This is a genomic window from Streptomyces sp. CA-142005, from assembly GCF_050942335.1.
Taxonomy (GTDB): Bacteria; Actinomycetota; Actinomycetes; order Streptomycetales; family Streptomycetaceae; genus Streptomyces.
In genome coordinates, this window is the sequence record NZ_CP192078.1 from 5,265,415 (window position 1) to 5,287,421 (window position 22,007).

The following is a 22,007-nucleotide window of genomic DNA, read 5'->3' on the forward strand; positions in this document are numbered from 1 at the left end:
GGACACCCGTCGGCGCCCATGATCCGCTGGACGTGTGCAGCTGTTGCCCGACCCCGTTCGACGCCTCGCCGCCTGGTGCGCAGTGCTGCTGCTCGTCGCCGGGGTGGGCTGGGTCGGGGTGCGGCTGTGCGGGGAGTTCCGTACGGCCGTCACCCCGGTGCTGGTCGCGCTGCTCGGCACCGCGCTGCTCGGCCCGTTGCACCGGCGGCTCGTGCGGGCCGGGGTGCAGGCGTCGGTGGCGGCCGGGCTCACCTGTGTCGCCGTCGTGGCCGTCGTCGGCGGTGCCGTGTACATCGTCGTCGCCGCGCTCATCGACACCGGCGACGAGATCATCGCCTCGCTGCGGGACGCCGCCAAGGCGGTCGCACAGCACTTCGGGGCGGCCGGCACCGGTCTCGACGACCTCGCCGCGAACTCGCGCAACCTGCTGAGCAGGTTCGGGAGTACGGCCGCGTCCAACGTCATCAGCGGGGTCAGCGTCGTCGGCGAGTCCCTCGCCATGGCCGTGCTCGCCCTGCTGCTCGTCTTCTTCTTCCTGCGCGACTCCCACCGGGCCGTGGAGGTCCTGCGGGCCGTGGCGCCCGGCGGCACCGCCGACACCCTGGAGGCCGTCGCCCGGCGCGCCTTCGAGGCGGTCGAGGGGTTCATGCGCGGGACGACCCTCATCGCGCTCATCGACGCCGTGTGCATCACCGTCGGCCTGCTGATCCTCCAGGTGCCCGGCGCGGTCGGGCTCGGCGCGCTCGTCTTCGTCGGCGCCTACATCCCCTATCTCGGCGCCTTCATCTCCGGCGCGGTGGCCGTCCTGGTCGCGCTCGCCGACCGCGGTTTCGTCATCGCGCTGTGGGCGCTCGGGGTCGTGCTCGCCGTGCAGGTGCTGGAAGGGCATGTGCTGCAGCCGGCCATCCAGAGCCGGACCGTGCAGATGCACCCGGCAGCCGTGATGCTCGCCATCACCGCCGGGGCGTCCGTCGCGGGCATCCTCGGGATGCTGCTCGCGGTGCCGCTGACCGCGGCCGCCTTCGGGGTCGTACAGGAGCTGCGTGCGCGTTACGCGGCGCCCTCCGACTCGGCGCCCTCCACCGCGGCACCTTCGAGCCCGGCGTCCACCGACGCATCGCCTTCCGCCGCACGCCCCCCGGACACGCCCCCGGACGCACCGCCCGACTCATAGAGCTCGAACCAGATGCTCTTGCCCTCGCCCCGCGGGTTCACCCCCCAGGCGTCCGCGAGGAGCTCGATCAGCATCAGGCCGCGGCCCGAGGACGCCAGCTCGCCGGGGCGGCGCTTGTGCGGGAGGTCGTCGCCCGCGTCGGTGACCTGCACCCGCAGCCCGCGCGCACCCGCCTCGCCGGTCACCTCGGCGAGCAGCAGCGCGTCGGTGTCGGTGTGGACCAGGACGTTGGTGACCATCTCGGAGACCAGCAGCACCGCCGAGTCGATCTGCTCGGGCGAGGCCCAGTCGTGCAGCAGCTCGCGCAGGTGCCGGCGGGCCTCGGCGATCCGGTCCGGCTCGTCCTGCGCCACCGACAGCAGGGTGCGCCGTATCGCGGGCCGTCCGGCGCCGTCCAGCGGCCTCCCCAGCAGAAGCAGTGCGATGTCGTCCTCGCGGCGGTCGGCCAGGGGACCGGTGGTGTGGTGGGAGGACGGCCCGTGCACACCCTGCACCAGCGCGTCGGCCAGCGACTCCAGATCGACCCCGTCGTCCCCGGGGTGCTCTTCCAGGATCGTGCGCAGTCTGCGCCAGCCGGTGTCCAGGTCGTGCCCGCCGGTCTCGATCAGGCCGTCGGTGCAGAGCATCAGCGTCTCGCCGGGTTCGAGCGCGAACCGGGTCGTCGGATAGTCCGCGTCCGGGTCCACGCCCAGCGGCAGCCCGCCCGCCGTCGGCCGCATCATCACCGTGCCGTCGGCCATCCGGATCGCCGGGTCCGGGTGCCCGGCGCGGGCGATCTCCAGCATCCCGGTCGCCGGGTCGGCCTCCACGTACACGCAGGTCGCGAAGCGGATGTCGGTCATCTGGTCGTCGTGGGTGATGCCGTGCAGGAACCGGGAGGCGCGGGTGAGCACGGCGTCAGGGCGATGGCCCTCGGAGGCGTAGGCGCGCAGGGCGATGCGCAGCTGGCCCATGAGGCCCGCGGCCCGTACGTCATGGCCCTGGACGTCGCCCATGGCCAGCGCGAAGCGGCCGGAGGGCAGCGGGATCATGTCGTACCAGTCGCCGCCGACCTGGAGACCTCCGCCGGTCGGGATGTACCGGGCGGTCACCTGCATGCCGGGGATCTCCGGGCCGAGCGAGGGCAGCATGGAGCGCTGCAGGCCCTCGGTGAGCTCCCGCTCGGACTCCTCGGCGCCGGCCCGGGACAGCGCCTGGGCCAGCATCCGGGCCACCGTCGTCAGCACGGCCCGTTCGTCGGGCGTGAACGCCACCGGATAGGCGAAGGCCGCCATCCAGGCGCCCATCGGGCGTCCGGCCGCCGTCAGCGGCAGGAAGGCCCACGAGCGGCGGCCGAAGTGCCGGGCGAGCGGCCAGGACGCCGGGTAGCGGGCCTTGTACTCCTCGGGGGAGGACAGATACACCGCGCGGCCCGTGCGGACGACCTCGGCCGCCGGGTAGTCGGTGGTCAGCGGCATGTCCGAGAAGGGGTTCATGTCGCCGGGCTGGTGCCCGTGCTGGCCGGTGATCGTCAGCCGGTCGCCCTCCACCCCGAACACCACGAGCCCGTCCGGGGAGAACCCCGGCATCGACAGGCCGCCGGCCACCCGCAGCACCTCGGCCGTGGACCGCGCCTCGGCCAGCGCCCGGCCCGCGTCCAGCAGGAACGCCTCCCGCGAGCGCCGCCAGTCGCCGGTGACCGCGCTGCGGGCGGCCCGGGTGCCCGGGGTCGGCTCGGTGACCTCCTGGAGGGTGCCGATCAGCTCGTACGCCCGCCGCTCGGGATCGAAGGAGGGCTTGGACCGGCTGCGCACGACCCGCAGGACGTTCCCCTGCTCGTCCATGATCCGGATGCGCACCTCGGCGAGCGTGCCCTCGTCGACCGCCAGCGGGACCACACCGGTGATCTCGTTCCAGTCCTCGGGGTGCAGCCGGGCCCGGGTCTGGACCTCGGTGAGGGTGGTCGGCTCCGCGGGCAGTCCGAGCAGCCGCGCCGCCTCCGCGTCCACGGTGACCAGTTTGGCGGCCGTGTCCCAGTGCCACAGCCCGGTCGCGAGGGCGGCGAGGACGTCTCCGACGGACGGGAGGGGCTCGCCAGTACGCATCGCCCCACTTTAGGAACATATGACCGGTGGATGCCACCTAGGTGACCGAACGGTAATGGTGGGGAGCCGATCTTGGGGTGCCCGGTACCCTTGATGGGTCCGGGCCCCGTGCCCGTTCTCGCCGGGGAGAGCACCCCTCCCCCGCAGACCCACACACGAAGGACGATGAACGACGATGCATCGGTACAGGTCCCACACCTGCGGCCAGCTCCGCGCCTCTGACGTCGGCACCGACGTCCGGCTCAGTGGCTGGCTGCACAATCGGCGCGACCTGGGCGGCATCCTCTTCATCGATCTGCGCGATCACTACGGCATCACGCAGCTGGTGGCCCGCCCCGGCACGCCCGCGTACGAGGCCCTGGACAAGCTCTCCAAGGAGTCCACGGTCCGCGTCGACGGCCGCGTTGTTTCACGTGGAACCGAGAACATCAACCCCGACCTGCCCACCGGCGAGGTCGAGGTCGAGGTGGCCGAGGTCGAGCTGCTGGGCGCCGCCGCGCCGCTGCCGTTCACGATCAACACCGAGGACGGGGTCAACGAGGAGCGGCGCCTGGAGTACCGCTTCCTGGACCTGCGCCGCGAGCGCATGCACCGCAACATCTTGCTGCGTACGGCGGTCATCTCGGCGATGCGCCACAAGATGACGGCGATGGGCTTCAACGAGATGGCGACGCCGATCCTGTCCGCCACCTCCCCCGAGGGCGCGCGTGACTTCGTGGTCCCCTCGCGCCTGCACCCCGGCAAGTTCTACGCGCTGCCGCAGGCCCCGCAGCAGTTCAAGCAGCTGCTGATGATCTCCGGCTTCGACCGCTACTTCCAGATCGCGCCCTGCTTCCGCGACGAGGACGCCCGTGCCGACCGCTCGCCGGGCGAGTTCTACCAGCTCGACATCGAGATGTCCTTCGTCGAGCAGGAGGACATCTTCCAGCCGGTCGAGAAGCTGATGACCGAGCTGTTCGAGGAGTTCGGCAACGGCCGTCATGTCACGTCCCCCTTCCCGCGGATCCCGTTCCGCGAGGCGATGCTGAAGTACGGCTCCGACAAGCCGGACCTGCGCGCCAAGCTGGAGCTGGTCGACATCACTGATGTCTTCGAGGGTTCGGAGTTCAAGGCGTTCGCCGGCAAGCACGTGCGCGCGCTGCCCGTCCCGGCCGTCCAGGACCAGCCGCGCAAGTTCTTCGACCAGCTCGGCGAGTTCGCCGTCTCGCTGGGCGCCAAGGGTCTGGCCTGGGTCCGCGTCGGCGAGGACGGCGCGCTGTCCGGCCCGATCGCGAAGTTCCTCACCGAGGAGAACGTTGCCGAGCTGACCAAGCGCCTGTCCCTGGCCCCCGGCCACGCGATCTTCTTCGGCGCGGGCGAGTTCGACGAGGTCTCCAAGATCATGGGTGCGGTGCGGGTGGAGGCGGCTCGCCGCGCGGGCCACTTCGAGGAGGGCGTGTTCCGCTTCTGCTGGATCGTCGACTTCCCGATGTACGAGAAGGACGAGGAGACCGGCGCGATCGACTTCTCGCACAACCCCTTCTCCATGCCGCAGGGCGGTCTGGAGGCCCTTGAGACCCAGGACCCGCTGGACATCCTGGGCTGGCAGTACGACATCGTCTGCAACGGTGTCGAGCTGTCCTCCGGCGCCATCCGGAACCACGACCCGGAGATCATGCTCAAGGCCTTCGAGATCGCGGGCTACGACCGCGAGACCGTCGAGGAGAAGTTCGCGGGCATGCTCCGCGCGTTCCGCTTCGGCGCCCCGCCGCACGGCGGCATCGCCCCCGGCGTGGACCGCATCGTCATGCTCCTCGCGGACGAGCCCAACATCCGCGAGACGATCGCCTTCCCGCTCAACGGCAACGCCCAGGACCTGATGATGGGCGCCCCGACCGAGCTGGAGGAGGCCCGCCTGCGCGAGCTGCACCTGAACATCAGGAAGCCGCAGCCGAAGTAGTACGGCAGCTTCAACGGAGAGGCCCGAAACCCCGGCGTGGGGTTCCGGGCCTCTCCGTCGTCAGTCCCCGTCCTCGACGTCCTCCGCGTCCGGTGACGCGCCGTCCTCCAGCAGCCGTTCGGCGATGTCGTCGGACCACTGCTGGGCCCAGGCGCGCAGGCCGGTGACCTCGGCCTCGTCCAGGCCGTACCGGACGAAGTCCAGGTCGGAGTAGAAGTCCGTGCCTGTCAGCCGGGACTGCAGGGTCGGCAGGTCGAACGGGTCGTGGGCGTGCCGGCGGCCCAGTTCCTCCAGGTCCGGCAGGGAGAACCGGACCGCGGCGGCCCGCGCGTCGATCAGGTCGACGGCCGCGCCCCGGTCGTACAGGGCCCGGATCTTCGTCCCGACGGCGTCCTCCAGGGACAGGGCCGGCCCGTACCCGGTGAGCGCCGGCGGCTGCCAGAAGGCCTCCTTGTGCAGCGCGAGGGCGCAGGGCTCACCGGTCGGCGGGTCGGTGACGGTCAGCTGGGCGGTGAGCATGCCCGCGGGCCCCAGGCGCACCTGCCGGCCCCGCGACTCCAGGGCCGCACCGAGGGCACCGGCGATCCGCTCCATGCCCTCGGCGCTCTCCGTGGCGAAGTCGAGGTTCGCGTGGGGGCGTTGCACCAGGCCGTGCGCCTGCAGGGCGTATCCGCCGGCGAGCACCAGCCCGTGGGGGCCGCCGGCGGTGACGACGTCGGCGAGGAGCCGGTGGTGGGATTCGGGGAGGTTCACGACACCGGTACTTTGCCAGAGATTTTTTCCGGCTCCCTGTCACACGCCCGCGAGCGCCGGTGTCAGAGAGGCGTCCGCAGCCGGATCACCTCTCCACGGGAGCCTCTCATGCACATCGCCTACGTCGTCGTCACCCTGCTCGCCGCGCTGATGGCCGGGTTCTCCGGGGCCGTGCTGCTGATGCGGGCCGACTGGATCGTGAAGGCGCTCACCGACTACGCGGTGCCGCGCAGTTGGTGGACGGCGCTGGGGCTGGCCAAGGCCGCCGGAGCCGGGGGGCTGGTGGTCGGGCTGTTCGTGCCGGTGATCGGAGTGCTGGCCGGGATCGGGCTGGTGGCCTACTTCCTCGGGGCCGCGGTCACCGTGGCACGGGCACGCTGGTACACGCACATCCCGTTCCCGCTCGTCTACGCCGCACCGGTCGTCGGCGCGCTCGTCCTCGGGCACGCCTCTTGAGCGGACATTCTCGCCACGGGCGGCAACCAGGCAGCCCAGGCGACGTGGACGGCGGGCCCGGGGAGGACGTCTTCCCGGGCCCGCTCAAGCTGTCGGACTCGTCAGCCTTCCTCGCCGCCGAAGCGCTCCTTGTACGTCGCCAGGTCCTCGTCGGTCAGCTTGGCGAAGAGGACCGGGGGGACCGTGAAGGGGGTGCCGGCGGGGACCGAGGTCAGGGCCTTGGCCTCGTCGGGGGTGACCCAGGTGGCGGTGTCGTCCTGCAGGGAGAAGGCCTGGCGCATGGCGGCGGACGTCGCCGGGATCAGCGGCTCGGAGACCACCGCGTACAGGTGGATCAGGTTCATCGCCGTGCGCAGGGTGAGGGCCGCGGCGTCCTTGTCGGTCTTGATCTGCAGCCAGGGGGCCTTCTCCTCCAGGTAGGAGTTGCCCGCCGACCACAGGGCGCGCAGGGCCGCGGCGGCCTTGCGGAACTGGAGCGCCTCCATGTGGCCCTCGTACTCGGCGAGGAGCTCGGCGATCTGCTCGCCGAGCTTCGTCTCGGCCTCGCCGGGGGTGCCGCCGACCGGGACCTCCTCGCCGAAGCGCTTCTTGGAGAAGGACAGCACGCGGTTGACGAAGTTGCCGAGGGTGTCGGCGAGGTCCTTGTTGACCGTCGCGGTGAAGTGCTCCCAGGTGAAGGACGAGTCGTCCGACTCGGGGGCGTTGGCGACGAGGAAGTAGCGCCAGTAGTCGGCCGGGAGGATGTCCAGGGCCTGGTCGGTGAAGACACCGCGCTTCTGGCTGGTGGAGAACTTCCCGCCGTAGTACGTCAGCCAGTTGAAGGCCTTGACGTAGTCGACCTTCTTCCACGGTTCGCGCACGCCCAGCTCGGTGGCCGGGAACATGACGGTGTGGAAGGGGACGTTGTCCTTCGCCATGAACTCGGTGTAGCGGACGGGGTTCTCGCCGGAGTCCGCGTCGTACCACCACGACTTCCAGTCCCGGTTCTCCGGGTCCTGGTCGGCCCACTCCTTCGTCGCGCCGATGTACTCGATCGGCGCGTCGAACCAGACGTAGAAGACCTTGCCCTCCGCGGCCAGCTCCGGCCAGGTGTCGGCCGGGACCGGGACGCCCCAGTCCAGGTCACGGGTGATCGCCCGGTCGTGCAGGCCCTCGGTGAGCCACTTGTGGGCGATGGAGGAGGCGAGCTGCGGCCAGTCCTTGTCGTGCCGGGCCACCCACTCGCGGACCTCGTTCTCCAGCTTGGACTGGAGGAGGAAGAGGTGCTTGGTCTCGCGGACCTCCAGGTCCGTGGAGCCGGAGATCGCCGAGCGCGGGTTGATCAGGTCGGTCGGGTCCAGGACGCGGGTGCAGTTCTCGCACTGGTCGCCTCGGGCCTTGTCGTAGCCGCAGTGGGGGCAGGTGCCCTCGACATAGCGGTCCGGCAGGAAGCGGCCGTCGGCGGGGCTGTAGACCTGGCGGATCGCCCGCTCCTCGATGAAGCCGTTCTCGTTCAGCTTGCGGGCGAAGTGCTGGGTGATGTCGCGGTTCTCGGGGGAGGAGCTGCGGCCGAAGTAGTCGAACGCGAGGGCGAAGCCGTCGTAGACCGCCTTCTGCGCGTCGTGCGCCTGGGCGCAGAACTGGTCGACCGGCAGGCCCTGCTCCTTGGCGGCCAGCTCGGCCGGGGTGCCGTGCTCGTCGGTGGCGCAGATGTACAGGACGTCGTGACCGCGCTGGCGCAGATACCGGGAGTACACGTCCGCCGGGAGCATGGACCCCACCATGTTGCCCAGGTGCTTGATCCCGTTGATGTAGGGAAGGGCGCTGGTGATGAGGTGTCGAGCCATCGTGGCTGCTCCCAGGTCGCTGCTTTTCTGCGGTTTCGAACCTTGAAATCGTAGCCGACATGGGTGGGCCGCCCGCTTCCCGTTTTGCAGGGTGGGAAGCGGACGGCCCGGATGTCACTCAGGGTGACCGCCCGTCGTGGTCCGTTACGGACGCCAGGTGGCGAGGACGCCCTCGTACAGCTCCGCGTCGGTCAGCTCGCGGGGGGTGGGTCCCGCGTGGAAGAACGACGTGTTGTCGCTCTTCAGTTTGCGGAGGTAGTCGAAGGCCTTGTTGTCGTGTTCGCCGAAGGCGACGAAGGAGAAGAAGACGGCGGGGTGGGTGTCCGCCGCCGCGGTGAGTGCCTGGGTCGCGGGGGTCTTCGCGTCCGGGGCGCCGTCGGTCTGGAAGACGACGAGGGCGGGGGTGGCGGGGGTGGTGTCCTTCTCGTACTCGTCGTAGTGCGCGAGTACGGCCTCCACGGCGGCGTGGTAGCTGGTACGGCCCATGCGGCCGAGGCCGGCGTGGACGTCGTCGATCTTCGTCTCGTGGTCCGGGGTGAGGGTGAGGTCGGTGGTGCCGTCGATCTCCGTGGAGAAGAAGACGGTGTGGACCGTGGCCTCGGGGTCCAGGTGGGCGGCGAGGGCGAGGGTCTGGTCGGCGAGGGCCTGGGCGGAGCCGTCCTTGTAGTACGGCCGCATGCTCGCTGAGCGGTCGAGGACGAGGTAGACCTTGGCTCGGGTACCGGTGAGGTCCCTCTTCTTCAGGGCGGTCGTGGCGGCCTTGTAGGCGGTGGCGAGGGAGGGGGTGCGGGACCTGACCTTGGCCAGGGTGGTGGCGGGCGCCTGCGGCGTGGGGGTCGGGTCGGCGTTCGCCTCGGCTTCGCCTTCGGCGTCTGTGTTCCCACCCGCACCACCCGTGCGGCTTTCGTCGTCGGCTGCGGGTGGCCCCTGTGGGGCGTCCTCGCCGTCGGCGGCTTGCGGGGCGGTCGTCTCGTCGGCCGGTGCGACGGTTTCCTCCGCCGTCACCGACACCGCCTCGACGGCCTCCGGCGCCTCAGCCTCCGGCTCGGTGTGGTCCTCGACCTTTGCCTTCTCGGCCTGCGGCTCCTCGGGCGCGGTCGGCTGCTCGGCCTCCGGCTCGGTGTGGTTCTCGGCGGGCTGCTGCTCGGCCTGCGGCGTGGTGTCGCCCTCGGCCGTCTCCTCCGCCTCGGCGGTCTCCGCGACCTCGGGCTCGGTGTGGTCCTCGACCTTTGCCTTCTCGGCCTGCGGCTCCTCGGGCGCGGTCGGCTGCTCGGCCTCCGGCTCGGTGTGGTTCTCGGCGGGCTGCTGCTCGGCCTGCGGCGTGGTGTCGCCCTCGGCCGTCTCCTCCGCCTCGGCGGTCTCCGCGATCTCCGGCTCGGTCGGCGTCTCGGCCTGTGTCGGCTGCTCGGCCTCCGGCTCGGTCTGCGTCTCGGCCTCTGCCGGCTGCGTGACCTCGGCCTCGGCCGTCTCTGTGATCGGCTCCTCCGGCTCGGCCGGCTTGTCGGACGTCGGGGTGGCGGGGGGCTCGGGCTCCGCCTGGACTGTGGGTTCCGCCTCCGAGGGGCGGGGGACCGTGATGTTGTTGAAGGCCGCTGCCACCAGGTCGTGTTCCTCGTGGGAGGAGCGGCGGGGTTCGGGGACGGTGGCGCCGGCCGCGGGGGCTGTGGGCTGGGGGGTTTCCGGCTGCGCCGGCAGGCGGTCCGCACCCTCTGCCTCCGTGGCTCGTCCCTTGCGGGAGCGGCTGAATGCGTTCCGCAGGAGAGTGAGAATGCCCATGTGTGCAACCCTTCGCGTGAGTTGATCCACGTCGATCCCTGGCCAGGACGGACACGTAAGGTTAGCGAAGCACTCAGTGGGGGGATGCGATCGACCGGGCCGCCGCGACCTCCTGGCGCAGCGGCTCCAGGACGCTGCCCGCGGGACCGGTGAGGTCGGTGCGGACCGGGGTCAGGATCTCGGCGTCCCGTACGCCCTCCGAAAGCTCCCGGAGTTGCAGGACCACCTGGGTGATCTCGGCCGCGGACGGGCGCGCCGCCCCGTGCCGCACACGGACGCGCGCCGCCGTCGTGGCGTCGACGATGCGTTCCACCGCCACGACCAGCGGCCACCACGCGGCCGCGCGGCGGCCGGTCGGCGGTGGTTCGGTCAGGGCCCGCTGGAACTCCGTACGGATCACCGAGAGGTCGCGGTAGAGGCGGCGGCGCATGCGGGCCCGCTCGGCGGGGTCCCCGTCGGCGGTGAAGGCCGTCTCCACGTACCGCGCCGTGTCCGCCACCGCGTCGGCCAGGCGGTCGCCGACCCTGGTGCGCCAGCTCTCCGGCCAGAGGAGGTAGCCGGCCGTCAGGGCGATCGCGCAGCCCAGGAGCGAGTCCGTCAGACGGGGGAGCAGCAACGCCGTGCCCTGGTGGTTCAGGATGTCCGACAGGAGGAGGATCACCGGGGTGATGGCCGCCGTCTGGTAGCCGTAGCCGCGGGGAGTCAGGGCCGGGATCAAGGGGGCCAGGAGCAGCATCGCGAGGACGTCCCACCAGCCCATCGGGACCTCCGCCAGGACCACCGCCGCGATCACCAGGCCCGCCACCGTGCCGAGGGCGCGCAGCAGGGCGCGGGAGAAGACCGAGCCGAAGTCGGGCTTCAGGACGAAGGTGATCGTCAGGGCGACCCAGTAGGAGCGGGGAACGGGGATGAGCGACACCAGGGCCTGGGCGATGCCGATGCAGACCGCGAGGCGCAGGCCGTACCGCCAGGAGTTGGCGGAGAGTACGACGTTGCGGGCCGCTCTGGCCGTTCGGATGCCCAGCGCCGCCGGGCGGCCCAGGCGGTCGTCGATGCCCCGGGGGTCCACGTCGGGGGCCGTCACCACCTCGGCCGTGTGGCGCAGGGCGTGGTCCACCGCGCGGGCCGTCTCCGTCGTCGGTACCGGGAGGTGCAGGGCCGTCCGGCCCGTATGGCCCGTTTCCACCGCCTGGGCCAGGTGGTGGACCGCCGCGGGGATCTCGGGCGGCAGGGGGCGGGCCGCCAGATGGGCCGCGGGGGCCGCCTCCACCACCGGGATGATGGCGTTCAACTGGGCGAGGAGACGGGTGAGTTCGGGGCTGCGGCCGTGGTGGCGGGCGCGCCGGGCGAGGATCAGGTCGTAGGACTGGTTGAGGGACTGGGTGACCGCATGGCGGGCCTCGTCGTACTCCTCGATGTGGTCCGTCCCGGAGACGGCGAGGAGCGTGCCGACGGTGCGGTAGGCGGCCGCCACCGCCGAGCGCTCGGGCACGCCCGAGCGCAGCGGCCAGGCCAGGAGGGCGAGGAGGAGGACCAGGAGGCCGCCGCCGGTCATCAGTGCCGGGGCCAGCCACCAGGGGCGGGGCAGCGGAAGGCCCGCGCCCACCACGCAGTTCAGCAGGAGGAGCAGGCCGGAGACCGAGGCCACCGCGCCGATCGTCGACATCATGCCGGAGAGCAGGGCGATCCCGGTCACCACGGTCACCGCGTACCAGCCGTGGCCGTACACCAGCGCGCCCAGCGTCACACCGACCGCGCCGAAGAACTGCGGGACGGCGATGTTGAGGATGCGCATGCGGTAGGCGTCGGCGGTGTCGCCGATGACGCCGGACAGGGCGCCCATGGAGGCGAGGGCGCCGTATGCCGGGTAGCCGGTGGTGAGGCCGATCGCCAGGGGGAGGGCCATGGCGATGGCGGCGCGGACGACGGCCGCCTTGTTGACGGGGGCCTGCTGGGGGCGGAGGTTCCGGACCAGCCAGTCGGGAGGGGTGAGGCCGATGGGGAACTCGCGCGACATGCGGCCATTATCGCCGGTTCGCTCCGCGCCGACCGGAGTCGTCCCAGGTCGGCGCCCTGGTCCCGCCGGACTCATCCGCGCCGGTGCAGGGTGACGTCCACGACGAGGGCCCGGTGGTCGCTGCCGGACACGCGGAGGAAGCGGGCGCCGGTCGCGGTGAAGTCCGCGGAGAGCAGGACGTGGTCGATCTGGGCGCCGATGACGGAGGCGGTGCGTGCGGGCCAGCTGGCGGCGTGGTCGTCTCCGGCGAGAGGGGCGGCGTCGGTCAGGCCGGTGCCGAGGATGCGGCGCAAGGCCGCGTGGTCCTGGGTGGCGTTGAAGTCGCCGGCCAGGATGGTGGGCGTACGGGGCTCGGTGGCGGCGAAGTCGCGGAGCCGGCCGAGTTCGCGCCGCCACAGGCCGACCTGGCCCGGCAGCGGGGGCATGGGGTGGGCGAGTTGGAGGCGAACGGCGTGGCCGTGCACGTCGGCGATCGCGCCGGGCATGCCCATGGTGCCGGGGACACCGGCCGTCGGTTTCAAGGGGTAGCGGCTGAGGATGAGCGAGCCGTGGGAGCCGGCCGCGCGGACCGCCTGCCGGTAGGGGTAGGCGGTCGCGAAGTCGGCCTCCAGCATGGCCTGGCAGGTGAACTCGCACTCCTCGACGAACACGACGTCCGGGCGCCGGTCCCGGATCCGCGGGACCAGGGCGGTTGTCCACAGGCTGGGGGCGGTGGGTGTGCCGGGGGTGTCAGGCCTGGGCCCGGGTCGAGGTCTGGGGCGGGGACGTGGGTGGGGGTGGGGGCGACACCGGTGGGGCGGAGGGGCGTCGGGGGCGGCTCAGGCGGAGGCGGCGGGTCAGCCATGCGGTCAGCGCCACCGTGAGGCCGAGGCCCAGCAGGAGCCAGGCCACCGTGCGCAGGGTGCCGGTGAGGGCGTCGTAGACCGCGCCGACCGCGGGGTGGGGGACGTCGTCGGGCAGGCCGGCGAGGGTGAGGCTGCGGCCGACGGCCACGGCCAGGGCCAGCACACCGCCGCCCAGGGCCGTGCCCAGCGCGGTCGCGGCGACGGCGCGGCGGCGGTGGACGGCGAGGGCGATCCCGGTGGCGGCGAACGCGACAGTCGCCACCGGCAGCCAGAAACCGGCTACTTCGAGCACGTGGAAACCCTTCCGGAATGAGGCCAGTTCGCTTGCCGGGAGCACCGAGACCGCGGTGTGCTCCACCGGGATGCGCGCGGCGATCGGCACATGGTCACGGGTCAGCTGACGCTTGACCTGGGCGGTGACGGCGGCGAAGTCGACGGTGACCGCCCGCCCGGCCGCCTCGTCGTCCTCCTCGTCGCGCAGGGCGCGCAGAACCGCGTCGTGGGTGACCCGGTTGCCGGTGTCCCAGGCCAGCCGGAAGGCCTCGGTCTGGGTGAAGGAACGCACCGCGTCGCGCACGAACGGACGGAGGGAGCCTCCCCCAGAGGGGGTACCCCCAGCCGGGCGGACGTCCAGGTGCTGGTCCACCGCGCGCAGGATGCCGTCACCGACCGTGTCCGCGACGGCCTCGCGCACGTTCGGGTCGGCGGCCAGCGGCGCCATCGTGGTGACGTACCGGCTCGTGTCGGCGAGCCCGTACGCCGCCCAGGCCGCCAGCGCGCCGAACGGCACGAGGAGGCAGGACAGGGCGAGCAGCAGGGCCGACAGGGCGCTCCGGATACGTGAGGGCACGTTTCCAGCGAACGGTCCCGCGGGCGCTGATGCGAGCGGGGCGCGCGCATTCGGGCGAAGACCCGCACCCCTTTGCGGAACTGGGGACTCCGATCTCCGGTGGAGGGTTCACCCGAACGGGTGTTTCCTGGTGTTGGGGGGAGGAGACCGGTGCAAGCCCGGGTGAGGGAAGTGGGGAATCACGGGGGAGGCGTGGGTCCCGGCCCGCCGGGACCCACGTCCACACTCTCGCGGGTCAGCGGACCCGGTGCCCGAAGGCGTCCTCGCGCGTGTAATAGCGGTAGAAGAACGTGCCGAAGGTGCAGCCCGCGACGAGCAGTGACATCATCACGGCCCGCCAGATGGAGTGCGGCGTCTGGATGTACAGGAAGCCGAACGCGATGCCGGCGAACGCCGACCACAGCAGCGCGTGCAGTTCCCGCGTCATCCTCGGGGCCAGCCTCAGCAGGGCGATGGACACCACCGCGAACACCAGCGCGCTGAGCCAGCCGAGCAGCAGGTTCCCGCCGGTGATGGGGCCGCCCTGGCGGGCGTCGGCCGCGACCCAGTAGCCGTAGACCAGGCCCAGTACGACCGGTACGGCGAAGTGCGCGATGCGGTGGGTGCGCGCGTCGAAGACGTCGGGCGGACGGGTGCGCCGCCCACCGGGAACCCGCTCTCCGATCTCCCTGCGGCCGGGGCGGGCCATGCCGCCGGGCACGGGTGCCGCTTGAGTCATGAGAGCACTCCTCTCTCTCCTCGCCCCCGCCTTCCAGAGCACACCTGGGGGCACGGCCTGGCAAGTCGGCCAGGAGGGTGACGGGTGCCCGGATGCGGCGGGTTCTCTCCCGTGTTTCGCTGGAAATGCCGAGACACATGGAGGGCTGCCCGCCGTGACGGACATCGAGTACGGCCGGTGCGCGTCCGTGGCCGGAACCTCGGCCGGAACCTCGGCTGGGTGCCGCCCCTGCTGCTGCTCGTCGGCATCGTGCTGCTGGACTTCAACACCAGCGAGCGGTTCCGGATCATCACCTGGATCGTGCTGGTCCCCGGCACGGCCGCCGCGATCTGCGGGGTGTGGACGACGGGCACCTTCGCCGTGCTGGCGGGGGTGACGTACTTCGCCGTCGACAGCGCCTGGCCGGACGAGTACCGGGCCGGTCTCGGCGACTTCATCCTGGTCGCCGTCGGCGGCCTGCTGGCCGTGATCGCCTGTGCCGTGCGCCTGCGCAAGGAGCGGCGGACCCTGCACATCCAGGACATCGCCGAGACCACCCGCCGTACCGTGCTGCGCCCGCTGCCGACGCGCTGGGCCGGACTGGAGCACGCCGGGGCGTATCTGGCGGCCGACGTCGAGGCCCGGGTCGGCGGCGACTTCTACGACATCCAGCCCGGCCCGCACGGCACCCGCGTCTTGGTCGGCGATGTGCAGGGCAAGGGGCTCGGCGCGGTGGAGACGGCCGCCGCGCTGCTCGGCACGTTCCGCGAGGCCGGCTACCACGAGGCGGACCTCGCGACCGTCGCCGAGCGCCTGGAGATCCGGATGCTGCGGCACCGCCGGCACACCACCGCGCTCGGCCGCGCGGACGGCGACCGGTTCGCCACCGCCGTGCTGATCGGCTTCCCCGAGGACGCGAAGGAGAGCGTCGACGTCGTCAACTTCGGCCATGAGCCCCCGCTCGCCGTCGGCCCGCGCGGCGTCCGCGAGCTGTCCGGCGGCGACGGGCTGCCGCTCGGCCTGGCCGACCTCGTGGGCGGTCTGCCGCCCGTGCACCGGGTGCCGCTCGCCGCCGACGAGACCCTGCTGCTGGTCACCGACGGGGTGACCGAGGCCCGCGACCGGCGGGGCACCTTCTATCCGCTGGCCCTTCGGCTCGCGCCCGCGGTCGCCGACCGGCCGGACCTGGCCGACCCCTCGCGGCTGGTCCGGCTGGTCCGCGACGGCGTCCTGCGGCACTGCGGCGGCCGGCTGGACGACGACACCACGGTGTTCGCCGTGCGGCGGGCGCGGGAGGCGGCGGGCGAAGACGGCGAAGAGGGACGTTTGCGGTCCTGAGGCTTTCCCGGGGCGCGCGTCTGCAGCCGCAGCGGTTACGGTGCTGGCTGGAGAGCGTGGAGAGCCGACCAGGTCGGCAGGGCCGACAGGGGCTACAGGGTTACAGGGGGAGGACCGATGCCCGGAACCGTGCTGCTGCTCGCCGCCTCGCCGGTGGGCCGGGGGCGGCTGGTGGACGCGGCCGGTGTGCTGCCGGTGCTGGCCGCCGTGCCGCCCGCCGTGCTGTCCGGCACCGACACCGCGAACGTCGTGGAACTCGCCGACCCGCTGGAGCCGCAGGCCGTGCTGACCCGGCTGCGTGCCGCGGCGGCCGCGCCCGGGCCGCTGACCTTGTACATCGCCGGCCAGCTCCAGCTGGACCGCCGGCAGCGGCTGCCGCATCTGGCGCTGGCGCGCACCACCGCGGCGACGGTTCGTTACACCGGGTTGCCGTGGCACTGGATACGGGAGGAGCTGCGGTTGCGCTCCGCTGTGGATACGGCGCTGGTCGTGGATGTGCACGCGGATGCGGAGGCGTGGCGGTACGTCGCCGAGCGCGGGCTGGACTGCGGTGCGAATGCCGCCGTTTACGGTCGTGTGGCGCCGGGAGGTGGGCGGCGGGGGGTGGCGGAGCCGGTGTACATGAAGGCGGTGGCGACGTTGCTGCGCAGTGGGCATCGGCCGCCGCTTCTTCAGTTGCACGAGCAGGCGTTGGCTCGGATCGCGGAGTCGAGTGCCGGGCGTGACCTGGTACTGGCCGTCCCCGGGGGCTCCGCCCCCAGCCCCCCGTTCCCCCACTCACCCACCGGACTCGGCCGCCCGGAGAGCCGACCCCCAACGGCCCCCGGCACACAGCAGACCCCGCCTGCTGTCATGGAGGTCCCGCTTCCGCCTGGCGCTGGGCAGGAGCCGTCCGCTGTCGGGCAGGTCCCGCCCGTGCCGGGCATCGAGCAGGCCCCGCCTGCTGTCATGCGCGTCCCGCCGTTGTCTGGCGCCGAGCAGACGCCGCCCGCTGTCATGGAGGTCCCGCTTCCGCCTGGCGCTGGGCAGGCCCCGCCCGCTGTCATGCAGGTCCCGCCGTTGCCCGGCGCCGAGCAGGTCCCGTCCGCTGTCGGGCAGGTCCCGCCTGTGCCGGGCATCGAGCAGACACCGCCCGTGCCTGGTACCGAGCAGGCCCCACCCGCTGGCACCGACCAAACCCTGCACGCTGTCACGCAGGGCCCGCCCCTGCCCGGCGTCGAGCAGGCCTCGACCGCTGTCACGCCGGTGCCGCTTCCGTCCGGCGCCGGGCAGGAGTCGTCTGCTGTCATGCAGGTCCCGCCGTTGCCCGGCGCCGAGCAGGTCCCGTCCGCTGTCATGCAGGTCCCATCCCTGCCCGGCACCGAGCAGGAGCCGCCCGTCTTCAAGCCGAACCCGCCTGGCATGGAACAGGCCCCCTACGCTGTCAAGCAGGACCGGGCCCTGCCCCGCACCGAGCAGGAGCCGCCCGCTGTGACGCAGGTGCCGCCCGTGCCCGGCACCGACCAGACCCCGCCCGCCGTCACGCAGCTCCCGCCACCGCCCGGCGTCCAGCAGCCCCCGTACCCCATCACGCAGGTGGCCCCGCCCGCCGCCAAGCAGTCCCCGCGCACCACCGAGCAGGACTCCTACGCCGCCGGTCGAGAGCCCGGCGCTGTCGGCCAGGACTCCTACGCCGCCGATGGAGATCCCCGCCCCATTGGCCAAGCCTCCGATGCCGCCGATGGAGATCCCCGCCCCATTGGCCAAGCCTCCGATGCCGCCGATGGAGATCCCCGCCCCATCGGCCAAGCCTCCGATGCCGCCGGTCGAGATCCCGGTGCTGTCGGCCAGGACTCCCACGCCGCCGATGGAGATCCCCGTGCCGTCGGCCACGCCCCCGACGCCGCCGATGGAGATCCCCGCCCCACCAGCCACGCCCCCCACGCCGCCAAGCGAGCCCCCCGCCCCGGCGGTCACGACCCTCACGCCGCCATCAGTGCCGCCGTGCAGGGTGGGCGGCATGGGGATGCCGATGTGCTGGCCGCTCAGCAGGAGCGGCTTGCCGTGCGGGTTCATGGTCCCGTCTCCGATGAGGCCCTGCACTGGGCCGAAGTCCGGGCGGATCTGGCGATGTTCGCGGGGGACGCGGAGCGCAGTTGCCGGGCGTGGCTCGCCGTCGCCGGGGTGCGGCTGGCCGCCGGGCAGGCCGTGGACGCGCCTGCCGTGGAGGCGGCCGTGGACCGGGCGCACCACCAGTGGGGCCGGATCACGGACGCCGCACGGGCCCGTGAACTCGGGCCGGAACTCGCGGAGTTGCGGTTGCGGGTGCCGGGCCGCCGGCGGGGCGCGCTGGAGAACGTCCGGCGGCAGCTGCGGCAGCTTCAGACCGCCCGGTAGCCCCGGGAGGGCTCGCCGTCAGGCCACCGACAGCAGTGCCAGGGCCCCGGAGACCAGCGTTTGGACGCCGGGCGCGATCACGGACAGGTCGGGGGCGAAGTGCGGGCTGTGGTTGCTCGGTACGGCCGCGAACTTCTCCGGGAGGGTGTCGCCGGGGGCCTTGTCCCACACCTCGGCCGGGGTGGTGGTCACGAACCAGTACGAGTACGGGATGGCGCCGTCGAGCGCCAGCGCGGGGAAGTCCTCGCTGCCCATCGCCGGACCCGGGTCGAACACCGTGCCCGCGCCGAAGACCTCGCCGTGCACGGCGGCCACCGTGGCGTCCGTGGGCGCGTCGTTCACGGTCACGGGAAAGGTGTTGCCGAGGACGATGTCGGGCTCGCGCGGGCAGCCGGCGGCCAGGCACTCGCCGTGCGCGATGCGCCGGATCGCGGCCAGCATCCGCTGCCGTACCTCCGCGGACTGGCTGCGCAGGTTCAGCGAGATGCGGGCCTCGGACGGGATGATGTTGTGCCGGGTGCCGGCCTCGATCCGGCCCACGGTCAGCACGGCGGACTCGCCGGCGGCCAGTTCCCGGGAGACGACCGTCTGCAGGCGGGTGACCAGGTAGGCGGCGGTCACCACCGGATCCACGGTCGCCTCCGGACGCGAACCGTGCCCGCCCCGGCCGTGCACCACGATGTCCACGTCCGTCGCCGCCGACATGATCAGTCCCGGCGCGTGCGGGTACAGGCCCGCCAGGCCGGGAGTGGCATGCTGCCCGAGCAGCACGTCCGGCCGGCCGAACCGCTCGTACAGCCCGTCCGCGACCATCCGGGCCGCGCCCTGCCCGGTCTCCTCGGCCGGCTGGCCCACCACCAGCAGGGTGCCCCGCCAGGTATCCCGCCCGGCGGCCAGGGCCTCGGCGGCGCCGGTCAGCCAGGTGACGTGCAGGTCGTGCCCGCACGCGTGCATCACCCCGTCCGCCTCAGAGGCGTACGGCAGCCCGGTGGCCTCCTGGACCGGCAGCGCGTCCATGTCGGCCCGCAGCAGCACGGTCGGCCCGTCGCCGTTGGCCAGCCGGCCCACGACCCCGGTGCCGCCGACGCCCTCGACGGTCTCGAACCCGGCGCCCCGCAGCCGCCCGGCCAGCGTCCCGGCGGTGCGGTGCTCGCGCAGGGACAGCTCCGGGTGGCGGTGCAGGTCGCGGTAGAAGTCCTCCCACCGCGTCACCGGGAGGTCGGAGGTCAGGTCCAGGGCGGTACGGGCGGCGGCAGAGGTCATGGTCGCAGCGTAGGTCTCCGGCGGGGCGGGCGGGAGGGCCGGTCGTTCCGGCCGGGCCGGCCCTTTGCCGGGTTCGAGACCGGCTGACCGGTCACCGCGCGGGCGCCGACTGCTGGGTCCGGTCGGCGGCCGGTCCGGGGTCCGCCGCACGGGCCGGGCCCGCGTTCGCCGCGAGGATCAGGGCCGCCGCGGCGATCAGAGCTGCGGCAACGGCCCTGCGGGCGGTGGTGTTTCCGTAGGGTGCGGATGTACGTCCGGGCACGGCGACCTCGCAACACAACAGCGACGTATTAAGCAGACTTAATCCGCCGTTTAACCTAGAGGCTCGACGGGTCCAACGGCAAGTGATGCCAGAGGAGTTGGGGGTCAGCAAAATGCGGGAACGGGACGACCCTGCGGTCATCGGACGACGCGTACAGCACCTACGCACCCAGCGCGGGCTGACCCAGCGGCAGTTGGCGGAGCCCGCCTACACGCCCGCCTACATCTCCACCGTGGAGGCGGGCCGGGTGCGACCCTCCGACGAGGCGCTGCGGCACATCGCCGGCCGGCTCGGCGTGGCCTTCGAGGAGCTGGCCGTCGGCCGGCCCACCCACCTCGCCACCGACCTCAGGCTGCGGCTCACCGAGGCCCAGCGCGTCCTCGCCGACGGCAGGGCCGAGGAGGCCGCCGGCCAGTACGCGGCGCTGCTCGCCGAGGCGGAGACCCACGGGCTGGGCTGCGAGCAGGCCACCGCGCTGCTCGGCCTCGGTGAATGCGCGCTGGAGACCGGCGAGTTGGAGAAGGCCCGGGAGTTCTTCGAACGCGCCGAGGCGCACCTCGCGGACGAGTCCCTCCCGGTGCGCGTACCGGCCGTCCGGGGCCGCGCGGTCGCGCACTACCTGGCCGGGGAACTCCGTTACGCCGTCTACCTCCTCGAATCCACCCTCGACGAGCTCAACCGCGGCGGACTGCACGATCCCGACGCCCTGCTGCTGCTCTACGCCAGCGTCATCGGGCCGTACATGGACATGGGCGCGCACGCCCGTGCCGCCCAGGCCGCCGAGTTCGCCCTGGCGCTCGCGCCGCAGGCCGGCGACCCGGCGCTGATCGCCCGGATGCACCGCTCGGTGGCCCGCACCCTGATCGCCGAGGGCCGGGTCACCGAGGCCGACGCCTCGCTCGCCAAGGCGGCCGAGCTGTACCGCCGGCTGAGCCTGCGCACCGAGCTGGCCAACTGCCACTGGATGCGCGGTTACGTCTGTGCCCAGAACGGCGAACTGGAGCGCGCGGAGGCCGAGTTGCGCCAGGCGTACGCCATGCTCTCGGAGACCCGGGCCGCGCTCTACCGCAGCCAGGCCGCCGTGGAGCTGGCCGACGTGCTGCACCGCCGGGGCAAGTCGGAGGAGTCGGCCGTGCTCCTGGAGGGGGTCCTCGGCGACTTCTCCTCCGAGCGCGGCGCGGTCCACGCCGCCGCCGCCCACCGCCTGCTCGGCATCATCGCCGAGGACGCCCGGGAGACGGAGGCCGCCGAGGAACACTACGTCCGTGCGCTCAGCCTGCTGGAACGCGCGGGCGCGGCCGGCGACCTGGCCGACCTGTGCCGCCTCCTCGGCGACCTGCTGCGCCGCACGGGCCGTATCGACGCCGCCCTGGACGCCTACCGCACCGGCCTCGGCCACCGCACGACCCCGGGCACCACGACCCTGGGCCCGGCACCGGCCCAGCCACCCCTGTGAGACACGACGTGAGGCCTTGAAGAAGCCGGGGAGGAAGGTGCTCGAGGATGCCTGTCGCGGGGCTGTCCCAGTACCGCACCCCGGTTCACACCTGAGCCCTCCCCTGCTTGCGGATGTCCGCCAGGCGCAGGGCGCCGATCTGGACGGCGGCCTGGGTCGCGTCGTTCGGGACGTCGCCCAGGCCGCCGTTGGTGAGGGCGAACGCGTCCTGGCCGACCCGGACGGCGGCCACGTCCAGCGTCAGCACGCCGTGCCGGCCGTCGGAATCGGTGGCGGCGAGGCTGACCCTGAGGCCCTGGCGCGCGTCCCCGACCTCCGGCAGCGGGGCGTCGTTTACCTGGACGTCCTCCATGATCCCGGTCTCCGTGGTGGCCGTGAACCGCGCGCACTGCGCCGGCATCGTCTTCAGCCAGGCGAGCGCCGCGTCCACGTCGGCGGGGCGGCGGGCGGCGATCTGGTAGCGCAGCTGGGCGTTGGTGTCGGCGTCGTCCAGGCCGATGGCGACGCGGGGCGGGCCGCCGAGGAGTTCGTCGGTGTAGAGGGCGTCCAACAGCCGCTGGCACGCGCCGGCCGAGGTGGTCGCCTTCAGCAGCTGGTCCCGCCAGGTGGCCGCCCCGCGGGTCGCCGTCCAGGGGGCGCCGAGGTCGGTCTGGGTGAGGAGAGCGGCCTGCGCCTGCTGGTCGGTGAGGGAGGAGCCGTCGCCCCGCGCGGACGCCTTCGGCGTCGGCGACGGCTTGCCGATCGTCGGGAGGGGCTGGGTCGCGGTCTCCGGCTGTTTCAGACTGAGGGCCGCGCAGCCGCCCATGGCGAGGAGGCCGGCGACGATCAGCCAGAACAGGAGGCCGCGGGGGCGTATCTCGTGGGTCATGGAGTGCCTCCTGGGCCGACTGCCGAT

At 72.9% G+C, this 22,007-nt stretch carries 15 protein-coding genes and 2 pseudogenes; 6 read left to right on the top strand and 11 right to left on the bottom strand.

The window, feature by feature from the left end; genetic code table 11:
* Positions 1-34 precede the first annotated feature (34 nt).
* The gene (locus ACQPXS_RS24725; RefSeq protein WP_433451428.1) at positions 35-1,174 is read left to right on the top strand and encodes an AI-2E family transporter; all 1,140 of its coding nucleotides are present in this window, start codon (positions 35-37) and stop codon (positions 1,172-1,174) included.
* Here the strand turns inward: ACQPXS_RS24725 and ACQPXS_RS24730 are convergent.
* Positions 1,141-3,258, bottom strand: a pseudogene (locus ACQPXS_RS24730) (SpoIIE family protein phosphatase); the annotation flags it as partial. The gene ACQPXS_RS24725 and the pseudogene ACQPXS_RS24730 overlap by 34 nt on opposite strands.
* A gap of 175 nt (positions 3,259-3,433) precedes the next feature.
* Between ACQPXS_RS24730 and aspS the strand changes: the two are divergent.
* Positions 3,434-5,197 (top strand): aspartate--tRNA ligase, encoded by a 1,764-nt coding sequence (aspS, locus tag ACQPXS_RS24735; protein ID WP_433451430.1) that lies wholly within the window; start codon positions 3,434-3,436, stop codon positions 5,195-5,197.
* Positions 5,198-5,257: 60 nt separating this feature from the next.
* Here aspS and ACQPXS_RS24740 read toward each other — a convergent pair whose 3' ends face one another.
* Positions 5,258-5,950, bottom strand: a complete 693-nt coding sequence (locus ACQPXS_RS24740; protein ID WP_433451431.1) for a nucleotidyl transferase AbiEii/AbiGii toxin family protein — start codon at positions 5,948-5,950, stop codon at positions 5,258-5,260.
* Between the two features lie 108 nt (positions 5,951-6,058).
* Between ACQPXS_RS24740 and ACQPXS_RS24745 the strand changes: the two genes are divergently transcribed.
* Positions 6,059-6,406: a DoxX family protein gene (locus ACQPXS_RS24745; protein ID WP_433451433.1), complete on the top strand. Its 348-nt coding sequence runs from the start codon at positions 6,059-6,061 to the stop codon at positions 6,404-6,406.
* A gap of 101 nt (positions 6,407-6,507) precedes the next feature.
* Here the strand turns inward: ACQPXS_RS24745 and metG are convergent, their stop codons facing one another.
* The 6 genes and pseudogenes from metG to ACQPXS_RS24775 all read right to left on the bottom strand — a co-directional run bounded on the left by metG (position 6,508) and on the right by ACQPXS_RS24775 (position 14,438).
* The gene (gene metG, locus ACQPXS_RS24750; protein ID WP_433451434.1) at positions 6,508-8,232 is read right to left on the bottom strand and encodes a methionine--tRNA ligase; all 1,725 of its coding nucleotides are present in this window, start codon (positions 8,230-8,232) and stop codon (positions 6,508-6,510) included.
* A gap of 144 nt (positions 8,233-8,376) precedes the next feature.
* On the bottom strand, positions 8,377-10,008 hold the full coding sequence (locus ACQPXS_RS24755; protein WP_433451435.1) for a VWA domain-containing protein: 1,632 nt from the start codon (positions 10,006-10,008) through the stop codon (positions 8,377-8,379).
* 73 nt (positions 10,009-10,081) lie between these two features.
* Complete coding sequence (locus tag ACQPXS_RS24760; protein ID WP_433451436.1) at positions 10,082-12,025, bottom strand: FUSC family protein; 1,944 nt, start codon at positions 12,023-12,025, stop codon at positions 10,082-10,084.
* 71 nt (positions 12,026-12,096) lie between these two features.
* Positions 12,097-12,720: pseudogene (locus tag ACQPXS_RS24765) on the bottom strand (endonuclease/exonuclease/phosphatase family protein); the annotation flags it as partial.
* Positions 12,721-12,754: 34 nt separating this feature from the next.
* Positions 12,755-13,720, bottom strand: a complete 966-nt coding sequence (locus ACQPXS_RS24770; RefSeq protein WP_433451438.1) for a hypothetical protein — start codon at positions 13,718-13,720, stop codon at positions 12,755-12,757.
* A 235-nt stretch (positions 13,721-13,955) separates the two neighbouring features.
* A complete protein-coding gene (locus ACQPXS_RS24775) occupies positions 13,956-14,438 on the bottom strand; it encodes a hypothetical protein (protein ID WP_433451439.1) in 483 nt (160 codons plus the stop codon).
* Positions 14,439-14,615: 177 nt separating this feature from the next.
* Here ACQPXS_RS24775 and ACQPXS_RS24780 point away from each other — a divergent pair, with 177 nt between their 5' ends.
* Together ACQPXS_RS24780 and ACQPXS_RS24785 are read left to right on the top strand one after the other, a co-directional pair.
* Positions 14,616-15,755: a PP2C family protein-serine/threonine phosphatase gene (locus ACQPXS_RS24780; RefSeq protein ID WP_433451441.1), complete on the top strand. Its 1,140-nt coding sequence runs from the start codon at positions 14,616-14,618 to the stop codon at positions 15,753-15,755.
* A 117-nt stretch (positions 15,756-15,872) separates the two neighbouring features.
* Positions 15,873-18,131, top strand: a complete 2,259-nt coding sequence (locus ACQPXS_RS24785; RefSeq protein ID WP_433451442.1) for a hypothetical protein — start codon at positions 15,873-15,875, stop codon at positions 18,129-18,131.
* An 18-nt stretch (positions 18,132-18,149) separates the two neighbouring features.
* Here the strand turns inward: ACQPXS_RS24785 and ACQPXS_RS24790 are convergent, their stop codons facing one another.
* Complete coding sequence (locus ACQPXS_RS24790) at positions 18,150-19,394, bottom strand: amidohydrolase (protein WP_433451443.1); 1,245 nt, start codon at positions 19,392-19,394, stop codon at positions 18,150-18,152.
* A 91-nt stretch (positions 19,395-19,485) separates the two neighbouring features.
* Positions 19,486-19,656 carry a hypothetical protein gene (locus ACQPXS_RS24795; protein ID WP_433451444.1) on the bottom strand — a complete coding sequence of 57 codons (171 nt, stop codon included), beginning with the start codon at positions 19,654-19,656 and terminating at the stop codon, positions 19,486-19,488.
* 112 nt (positions 19,657-19,768) lie between these two features.
* Here ACQPXS_RS24795 and ACQPXS_RS24800 point away from each other — a divergent pair, with 112 nt between their 5' ends.
* Positions 19,769-21,112 (top strand): tetratricopeptide repeat protein, encoded by a 1,344-nt coding sequence (locus tag ACQPXS_RS24800; RefSeq protein ID WP_433455924.1) that lies wholly within the window; start codon positions 19,769-19,771, stop codon positions 21,110-21,112.
* Positions 21,113-21,197: 85 nt separating this feature from the next.
* On the opposite strand, the gene ACQPXS_RS24805 is transcribed toward ACQPXS_RS24800, so the two are convergent.
* Positions 21,198-21,980, bottom strand: a complete 783-nt coding sequence (locus tag ACQPXS_RS24805; RefSeq protein ID WP_433451445.1) for a hypothetical protein — start codon at positions 21,978-21,980, stop codon at positions 21,198-21,200.
* Positions 21,981-22,007: the final 27 nt, after the last annotated feature.

Coding starts and splice junctions, on each gene's coding strand:
- aspS (WP_433451430.1), top strand. CDS start 3,434: ATGCATCGGTACAGGTCCCACACCTGCGGCCAGCTCCGCGCCTCTGAC.
- ACQPXS_RS24745 (WP_433451433.1), top strand. CDS start 6,059: ATGCACATCGCCTACGTCGTCGTCACCCTGCTCGCCGCGCTGATGGCC.
- metG (WP_433451434.1), bottom strand. CDS start 8,232: ATGGCTCGACACCTCATCACCAGCGCCCTTCCCTACATCAACGGGATC.
- ACQPXS_RS24755 (WP_433451435.1), bottom strand. CDS start 10,008: ATGGGCATTCTCACTCTCCTGCGGAACGCATTCAGCCGCTCCCGCAAG.
- ACQPXS_RS24760 (WP_433451436.1), bottom strand. CDS start 12,025: ATGTCGCGCGAGTTCCCCATCGGCCTCACCCCTCCCGACTGGCTGGTC.
- ACQPXS_RS24775 (WP_433451439.1), bottom strand. CDS start 14,438: ATGACTCAAGCGGCACCCGTGCCCGGCGGCATGGCCCGCCCCGGCCGC.
- ACQPXS_RS24785 (WP_433451442.1), top strand. CDS start 15,873: ATGCCCGGAACCGTGCTGCTGCTCGCCGCCTCGCCGGTGGGCCGGGGG.
- ACQPXS_RS24790 (WP_433451443.1), bottom strand. CDS start 19,394: ATGACCTCTGCCGCCGCCCGTACCGCCCTGGACCTGACCTCCGACCTC.
- ACQPXS_RS24800 (WP_433455924.1), top strand. CDS start 19,769: ATGCGGGAACGGGACGACCCTGCGGTCATCGGACGACGCGTACAGCAC.
- ACQPXS_RS24805 (WP_433451445.1), bottom strand. CDS start 21,980: ATGACCCACGAGATACGCCCCCGCGGCCTCCTGTTCTGGCTGATCGTC.